6 protein-coding genes and 2 pseudogenes are annotated in these 7689 nt (G+C 59.7%); 4 read left to right on the top strand and 4 right to left on the bottom strand.

Features of this window, described 5'->3' with window-relative positions; all coding sequences use genetic code 11:
- Positions 1-62: 62 nt before the first annotated feature.
- From ACW9JC_RS26945 to ACW9JC_RS26935, 3 genes and pseudogenes are all read right to left on the bottom strand, one after another.
- Positions 63-500, bottom strand: a pseudogene (locus tag ACW9JC_RS26945) (methyl-accepting chemotaxis protein); the annotation flags it as partial.
- Between the two features lie 150 nt (positions 501-650).
- Positions 651-1289, bottom strand: a pseudogene (locus ACW9JC_RS26940) (PAS domain-containing protein); the annotation flags it as partial.
- Between the two features lie 219 nt (positions 1290-1508).
- Positions 1509-2822: an MFS transporter gene (locus ACW9JC_RS26935; RefSeq protein ID WP_457458806.1), complete on the bottom strand. Its 1314-nt coding sequence runs from the start codon at positions 2820-2822 to the stop codon at positions 1509-1511.
- A gap of 200 nt (positions 2823-3022) precedes the next feature.
- Between ACW9JC_RS26935 and ACW9JC_RS26930 the strand changes: the two genes are divergently transcribed.
- The 3 genes from ACW9JC_RS26930 to ACW9JC_RS26920 all read left to right on the top strand — a co-directional run bounded on the left by ACW9JC_RS26930 (position 3023) and on the right by ACW9JC_RS26920 (position 6376).
- Positions 3023-4441 (top strand): short-chain fatty acid transporter, encoded by a 1419-nt coding sequence (locus ACW9JC_RS26930; RefSeq protein WP_338583038.1) that lies wholly within the window; start codon positions 3023-3025, stop codon positions 4439-4441.
- A 96-nt stretch (positions 4442-4537) separates the two neighbouring features.
- Entirely contained in the window at positions 4538-5710 is a 1173-nt protein-coding gene (locus ACW9JC_RS26925; RefSeq protein ID WP_457458804.1) for a hypothetical protein, read from the top strand.
- A gap of 144 nt (positions 5711-5854) precedes the next feature.
- On the top strand, positions 5855-6376 hold the full coding sequence (locus ACW9JC_RS26920; protein ID WP_457458802.1) for an SET domain-containing protein-lysine N-methyltransferase: 522 nt from the start codon (positions 5855-5857) through the stop codon (positions 6374-6376).
- 7 nt (positions 6377-6383) lie between these two features.
- On the opposite strand, the gene can is transcribed toward ACW9JC_RS26920, so the two are convergent.
- On the bottom strand, positions 6384-7028 hold the full coding sequence (gene can / locus ACW9JC_RS26915) for a carbonate dehydratase (RefSeq protein ID WP_085723977.1): 645 nt from the start codon (positions 7026-7028) through the stop codon (positions 6384-6386).
- 170 nt (positions 7029-7198) lie between these two features.
- Between can and ACW9JC_RS26910 the strand changes: the two genes are divergently transcribed.
- A complete protein-coding gene (locus ACW9JC_RS26910) occupies positions 7199-7603 on the top strand; it encodes a serine kinase/phosphatase (RefSeq protein ID WP_457458800.1) in 405 nt (134 codons plus the stop codon).
- Positions 7604-7689 lie beyond the last annotated feature (86 nt).

The raw sequence follows: 7689 nt of genomic DNA, 5'->3' as shown, positions 1-7689 counted from the left end.
GGTCCGCATTCCTCTGTAGGAGCTGCCGCAGGCTGCGATCTTTTTGGATCACGCAGCGTCCATCAATTCGACAGCTGATTGGCAAACTGCCCCACCGCATTCACCACTTTCTGCGCACCGTCCTGGATCTCGACGATCACCGTCCCCGCTTCCGCCGCCAGCGCCAGACCCTGTTCCGCCTGAAGCTTGCCGTCGGTCATCAGAGCCACGGCGTTTCGGGCCATGTCCTGGTTCTGACGCACGACGAGCACGATCTCATCGGTAGCCTGGCTGGTGCGCGAGGCCAGTTGCCGGACCTCGTCCGCCACCACCGCAAAACCACGGCCCTGCTCGCCGGCGCGAGCCGCTTCGATTGCAGCGTTGAGCGCCAGCAAGTTGGTTTGTTCGGCAATGCCGCTGATGGTCTTGACGATGGTGCCGATCACCAGCGACTGCTCGTTCAGGGCTTCGATACCGTCGCCAGCGGTTTGCATGTGCTTGGCGAGGTCGCGCATCACATTCACTGCCTGAGTCACCACGGCATTGCCACGCTGGGCACTTTGGTCGGTTTGCTGCGACGTGCTGTAAGCGATGTTGGCCGCTTCGGCAACGGCTTGCTCCTGATTGACCTGATCGGTAATCACCGTGGCGAACTTCACCACTTTGTAGAGTTTGTTGTTGGCATCGACCACCGGGTTGTAGGACGCCTCCAGCCAAACCGTACGACCATGGCTGTCAATGCGCTTGAAACGCTCGGCCACGTACTCGCCTGCATTCAGGCGGCGCCAGAAGTTCTGGTATTCGGCGCTGTTGTACTCTTCGGGCAGGCAGAAAGTCCGGTGATGTTTGCCTTTGATCTGCGCCAGGCTGTAACCCATACCGGAAAGAAAACGATCATTGGCTGCCAGCACGTTGCCATTGAGGTCGAACTCGATCACCGCCGTCGAACGCACCAGCGCGCCGATCAGGTTTTCATGTTCGCGGGAGGCTTCGATGGTGCGGGTCAGGTCGCTGGAGAAGATCGAGAAGTGCCTGATTCGTCCATCTGACCCACGCACGGGCTGAACGATCGAGCGCAACCACGCTTCCTGGCCTGTACCGCGCAATAAACGCACGGTGCCGGCGAAGTGTTCGCCACGGGTCAGCGCGGTATTGAAACGTCGCTGGAATTCGTCGTTTTTCACATGATCGGGGACGATATCGTTGATGTGTCGGCCGATCAGTTCATTGCTCTTGTAGTGCATCTCGCCGAGGAAGTTCTGGTTGACCGATTGAACCCGTCCATCCGCATCAAGGGTCAGCACCAGCATCTCGCTTTCCAGACTTTCCTTCACTTGCTGAAGGCTGGAGAGTTCTTCGCGAAGAGCCGACAGCTCTTGCTTCAAGCGTTTATTGAACATGGGGACGCACCGATGGACTGGGATGGAAAGCGATATGCAGCCTAGCCATCGGCCTTGTGGGTCTTTTCTGAAGAGCGTTTCAGCTTTGTCCTACAAAAATAGTTACACCGTGCCAGGCGCCCCGTTCACTTACAGGGCGCCCGCGGCTGAACAACTGGCCATTCTCGGCATCCGCGCGCCGAAATAAGCCGCGCTGATTACGCCCACCATGCCCATCACCGCACAGAAAATCACACAGATCCATGGGCTCCACGGCATCAGACCGATCAACAACAGCGGTGTGATACTCGCCCAGGCGGCGTAGGCAATGTTGTAAGTAAAGGAAATGCCGGAAACGCGAATCCGCGCCGGGAACAGGCTGACCATCACCGACGGCACTGCGCCAACAACTCCGCAAGCAAGCCCGGCCACCGCATAGGCCAGACCGATCCAGTTACCGCCGCTGATCAGACAGGCGTAGAGCACGCCAATACCCAGCGGTAGCAACAGGCTATAGAGCATGACGGTGCGCCAAGCGCCGATGCGGTCGACCAGCAACCCGGCCAGCACGCAGCCAATGTTCAGGAAAACGATGCCCAACGCGCTCAGGGCGAAAGTGTGGCTGGCGGTCATGCCGAAGGTTTTCTGCATCATGGTCGGAGTAATGACCACGAACACCACCACTGCCGACGTCAGCACGCAGGTAAGGATCATCGCTGGCAGCATCGCCAGTCGATGTTCACGCAGGACTGCGCGTAGCGGCAGTTCGACGGCCTCCTCGCGCTGGGCCTGCATGGCCATGAACACCGGAGTTTCGCTGAGCCAGCGACGCAGCCAGACGCCGATCACTCCGAACACGCCACCCAGCAGGAACGGGTAACGCCAGGCGTAATCGAGGATTTCCGCCGGGGTAAATGCCTGGGCGAGGAACGTCGCCGTCAAGGCGCCCAGTAGATAGCCGAAGGTCAGTCCCGCCTGCAAAAAACCCAGGGCATAGCCGCGATGGCCTGCCGGCGCGTGCTCGGCCACGAATACCCAGGCACTCGGCACTTCACCGCCCACCGCCGCGCCTTGCAGGACTCGCAGAAGCAACAGCAATAGCGGTGCGAAATAGCCGATCTGCGCGTAAGTCGGCATCAGTCCGATCAGCAGACACGGCAGCGCCATCATCAGGATGCTCAGGCTGAACACCCGTTTGCGCCCCAACCGATCGGCGAAATGCGCCATCAGGATGCCGCCCAGCGGCCGCGCCAGGTAACCGGTGACGAAGATGCCGAAGCTTTGCAGCAAGCGCAGCCACTCGGGCATTTCCGGCGGAAAGAACAATTGGCTCAAGGTCAGCGCGAAAAACACGAAGATGATGAAATCGTAGATTTCCAGCGCTCCGCCGAGGGCGGCGAGCCCGAGGGTCTTGTAGTCCGAGCGGCTGAATGGCGTCGGGCGCGAATCGGTATTGGCAGTCATGAAAAGAACTCTGGCACAGGCAAAAACCAAGGCGCCCATGGTCTACGCAAACGCGTCGGCGGACAACCCGTTAGACCAAAGTCCCATAGCCACAAAACAGCCCCGCAAAAAACCTGCGGTTGAATTAATGTTGGCGTCTGTCCAGACGGGCCCCTGCCGCCCCGAAGACCACAACAAACATAAAAATTCGAGGTACTCCCGTGGCCGCTGATATCGAAGATAGCCGCTCCGCCCGCTTTGCCCTGCGCTGCTCAAGCTTTGCCGAACGCTGGTTTCCCGACTCCTGGGTCTTTGCCGCCCTCGCGGTGATTATCGTGGCCGTGGCGACCATGGCAATGGGTGCCAAACCCACCGACGCTGCCATGGCTTTCGGTGACGGCTTCTGGAGCCTGATCCCTTTCACCATGCAGATGGCGTTCGTGGTGATCGGTGGTTATGTGGTCGCCAGCTCGCCCCCGGCGGTGAAGCTGATCGATCGTCTGGCGAAGATCCCGAAAAACGGCCGTTCCGCCGTGGCCTGGGTGGCGCTGATTTCCATGGTTGCATCACTGCTGAACTGGGGTTTGTCGCTGGTTTTCGGCGGTTTGCTGGTGCGCGCCCTCGCCCGTCGGACCGATCTGAAAATGGACTACCGCGCCGCTGGCGCTGCGGCGTACCTCGGACTTGGCGCGGTGTGGGCCCTGGGCCTGTCGTCGTCCGCGGCACAGTTGCAGGCCAACCCGGCCAGCCTGCCGCCGTCGATTCTGTCGATCACCGGGGTGATTCCATTCACCCAGACCATCTTTCTCTGGCAGTCCGGCGTGATGCTGCTGGCGCTGATCATCATTTCGCTGATCATTGCCTACGCCACTGCACCAGGCCCGAACTCGGCCCGTGATGCCAAGGCTTGCGGCGTCGATCCGGCCTTCAACCTGCCACCGCTGCAACCACGCACCCGTCCCGGTGAATGGCTGGAACACAGCCCGCTGCTGACCATCCTGCTGGTGCTGCTGGCGGCTGGATGGTTGTTCCATGAGTTCTCGACCAAACCGGCGATCAGTGCGATTTCCGGCCTGAACACCTACAACTTCCTGTTCATCATGCTCGGCGCCCTGCTGCACTGGCGCCCGCGCAGCTTCCTCGATGCCGTGTCCCGTGCGGTGCCGACCACCACCGGCGTGCTGATCCAGTTCCCGCTGTACGGTTCGATTGCCGCACTGATGACCACCGTCAAAGGCGCCGACGCGCAGACCCTGGCTCACCACATCTCGACCTTCTTTGTGAGCATTGCATCCCACGACACCTATGCACTGCTGATGGGTGTGTACTCGGCGATTCTCGGGTTCTTCATTCCGTCCGGCGGCGGCAAGTGGATCATCGAAGCGCCGTATGTGATGCAAGTGGCCAACGACCTGAACTATCACCTGGGCTGGGCCGTACAGATCTACAACGCCGCCGAAGCCCTGCCCAACCTGATCAACCCGTTCTACATGCTGCCGCTGCTGGGCGTACTGGGGTTGAAGGCACGGGACTTGATCGGATTCTCGTTCGTGCAATTGCTGGTGCACACGCCGCTGGTACTGGTGTTGCTGTGGGCGTTGGGGACGACGCTGGCGTATACGCCGCCGGTGATGCCTTAACAACCAAAGGGGCCGATATTTCTTTCGGCCCCCTCTTTTTGTTCTGACCGGTCTGTTTCAGTATGGGGCGACATACACGCTGAAAAGGATCTGAGCATGCTAAAACTCGCAGGACTCACCCTCGCGGCCCTCACCCTGAGTGCCACAGCCCACGCCGACATCAACCTGAAGCTGGGCAATACCGAACGCGTTACCCGCCTCTTCGCCTATCCCAACAACTGTAACGTGATCTGCTTTCGCAACTGGACGCTGGAGCAAACCGTCGAGCACTACCTGACCCAAAGCGTACAGCGCGATGGCTACAGTGACGCGAAGGTTCTGGTCAAAACCGATAACAACCAACTATTTGCCGAAATCACTGGCGTTCCCAAGACCTATGAAAAGCCCTTGGCCGCTTTGCTCGACGCCGGCGATCTGGCCTACAACGGCGCGAGCAAACTGAATGCCGACGGTAAGTGGGCCTACAGCTGGTATCTGTTCCTGCCGTTGGGCATGGCGCTGGAAAACCGCAGAAGCGTCGAACTACTGCACTTCCCGCCCGACTACTCGTTGACCCAGGCCCAGGATTACCTGAAGTCTGCCACCACCGATCGCTGGGCCACACTGCTGACGGTCAACGGCGTCCCTGCCGAACAGACGCCGAGCTACCAGACGATCATCGATATCGCCCCGATTGCCGCTCCGTCCAACGCCGGCAAGGACCTCGAAGGCGTCTATGGCTACTTCAAGGATTACCAGACCACGATGGTCAAGCAGGTCAGCCTGAGCGCCAGCGGCGATGCCCTGCCGATGGTCGCTTTCGGCACCCCGGTGCGTAACTGGATCAAAGAACAATACGGGCCGACGGTGAACGTGTTGAGCCTGGTCTACATCAGCCCGAACGAAGGTGTGAAAGTCCCCGTGCTGGGTGCCAACCACCCGAGTTACATCTGGTATGCCGCCGACCCGACGAACTATACCGGTAGTGATGCCCAGGCCAAGGCCGATGCGGCGGGCCTGAAAGTCATGGGCCAGGATTTGAGTGCATCATGCTGGCAAGCCGCTATGGGCCGCGAAACGGATACCAATCCTGATGTCGAGCTGAAAACCTGCACGCAAACCTGGCAAGTCGCGCAGAAAGACAAAACCTGCGAGCTGTTCTACACCTCGATCCGTAACCTGACACCCCAACAAGCCGCGGGCAAATGCTCGACAGCTGTGATCCAGACCCAGCTCAAACAGCTCAAGGCGCCAGCACCCGCCGCAGCGAAACCCGCTCCAGCGCTGTAAAACGATGAACGGCGGTCACGCTGTCAGTTGTGACAGTAGACCGCCCGTTGTATCTGCGCGAGGCTTGGACTGACCCCATGTGCTGCTGCGCTGACAGGATCGTCGGCGGACGGAAGTCGCAGCAACGAGCAAACAAGGATCGTTATGAAAGCCAATGCACTGCATAAGCCCCTCGCGCTACCACCCGCGGGCGTTTATCCCTTTGCCGAGCTACCCCTTCGACTCGGATTTCCTTCCCTTACCGACTTCGAGATTCTGCAGAACGCAGGCAAGCCGGTGGCCGCCGTCGCGCTGCGCGAATTCCCTCGCATCAGTCGAATCTGCCGTGTATCGGGACATTTGCTGCCCTATCGCAGCCGGCACACCCGGCAACTGGCGCCCGGCGTGCATGTCTACGACCCGCGCTTCTGTGGGCTGCTGCAACACTCTTGCGACCCGAATGTCTACCTGGACATGAGTGAGCTGTGGTTATGGGCGTTGAAGGACATTCACAAAGGTGACTGGCTGACGATGGACTACGCCGCCACCGAGGACAAACTGCTGCGCCAGTTTGCCTGTCGCTGCGGTTGCTATAACTGTCGGGGCTGGATCACCGGCTACGATGAAGCGCCGAACGCCGACGGCCAGCTGTTTTTGCAACAGTGGCGTCGGCAACTTTTCAGCTGAAGGTTTTTTACAGCGGCTCGAAGGGACGCAGGCGGTACTGCGGCGGCAACTGTTCGAAACCACTGATCGTGGCATTCAGGCTTTTCCAGCGACCGTCCTTGATTCCGTAGATGCAGCCATGGATCGACAGGCTCTGCCCACGATGCCAGGCGTTTTGCACGATGCTGGTGTGGCCGACGTTGGCCACTTGCTGGATCACGTTGAGCTCGCAGAGGCGGTCGACCTGCTCTTCTTCGGTCGGCAATTTGGCCAGCTCTTCGCGCTTTTCATAATAAAGATCGCGAATCGAACGCAGCCAGCCGTCGATCAGGCCGAACTGGCGATCCTGCATCGAGGCGCGCACGCCACCGCAGCCATAGTGGCCGGTGACCAGGATGTGTTTGACCTTGAGTACGTCAACGGCGTACTGAATCACTGACAGGCAGTTGAGGTCGGTGTGCAGCACCACGTTGGCCACGTTACGGTGGACGAACAGATCACCCGGCAACATGCCGACGATCTCGTTGGCCGGCACCCGCGCATCGGAACAGCCGATCCACAGGAACTCGGGGGTCTGTTGGCGAGCCAGTTTGGCGAAGAAATCAGGATCTTCCTCCTTGATCGCAGCGGCCCAACGCTCGTTGTTATCAATCAGATCTTGTAATTCGTTCATGCTTTGAAGCCTCAAGAATGATGCGCAGCTTTGACAGACGACCGCCCGTCGGGGTCACGCGCGAAATGCAGTTGCTCTCCTGATGCCTGGTTCATGGCGCTCCATGCCGGTGGAATTCTCGGTAGTCCCATGGGTCCACCGTAGTAAGGCCTACAGTATGAGGAATTGCCATGAATGATTCACGACGTCCCTACGATGCGGTGCAACCGGAACCCGTCGATGACAACGAAGACCGCATGGGCTCGATGCGTGAGCTGGATTTCGATGAAGAAGAACCCAGCGCCAAAATCGGTGACGAACTGCCGGACAAGGAGCGCGAGCAACTGATGCCCCGCCACCGCGTGCGCGAAGCCGGCATGACGGGCGCCTCGACCGATGACCACGAATCCACTGACGACGACATGAGCCCTGAAACCCTGATCCGTGAAGACGGCGCCCGGGATGCCCAAGAGCTCGGTGCCGACAACCCGGCCGATTGGGACTTGAGCATTGCCGATGAGGACGACATTGGCGGTGGCAATGGTCTGGATGAGGCGGAGTTGGCGCGGCGGGATCCTTTGGACAGGAAGCGTTGATCTGACCGAACCCGAGGTGACTCTAATGTAGGAGCTGCCGAAGGCTGCGATCTTTTGTTCTTTGCGTGGTGCGACGCTCAAAGTCA

This window comes from Pseudomonas sp. SDO5591_S426, assembly GCF_054070755.1.
The sequence above is the reverse complement of the archived record's forward strand: the minus strand, read 5'-3'. Positions and strand labels throughout refer to the sequence as shown.

Coding starts and splice junctions, on each gene's coding strand:
- ACW9JC_RS26935 (WP_457458806.1), bottom strand. CDS start 2,822: ATGACTGCCAATACCGATTCGCGCCCGACGCCATTCAGCCGCTCGGAC.
- ACW9JC_RS26925 (WP_457458804.1), top strand. CDS start 4,538: ATGCTAAAACTCGCAGGACTCACCCTCGCGGCCCTCACCCTGAGTGCC.
- ACW9JC_RS26920 (WP_457458802.1), top strand. CDS start 5,855: ATGAAAGCCAATGCACTGCATAAGCCCCTCGCGCTACCACCCGCGGGC.
- can (WP_085723977.1), bottom strand. CDS start 7,028: ATGAACGAATTACAAGATCTGATTGATAACAACGAGCGTTGGGCCGCT.
- ACW9JC_RS26910 (WP_457458800.1), top strand. CDS start 7,199: ATGAATGATTCACGACGTCCCTACGATGCGGTGCAACCGGAACCCGTC.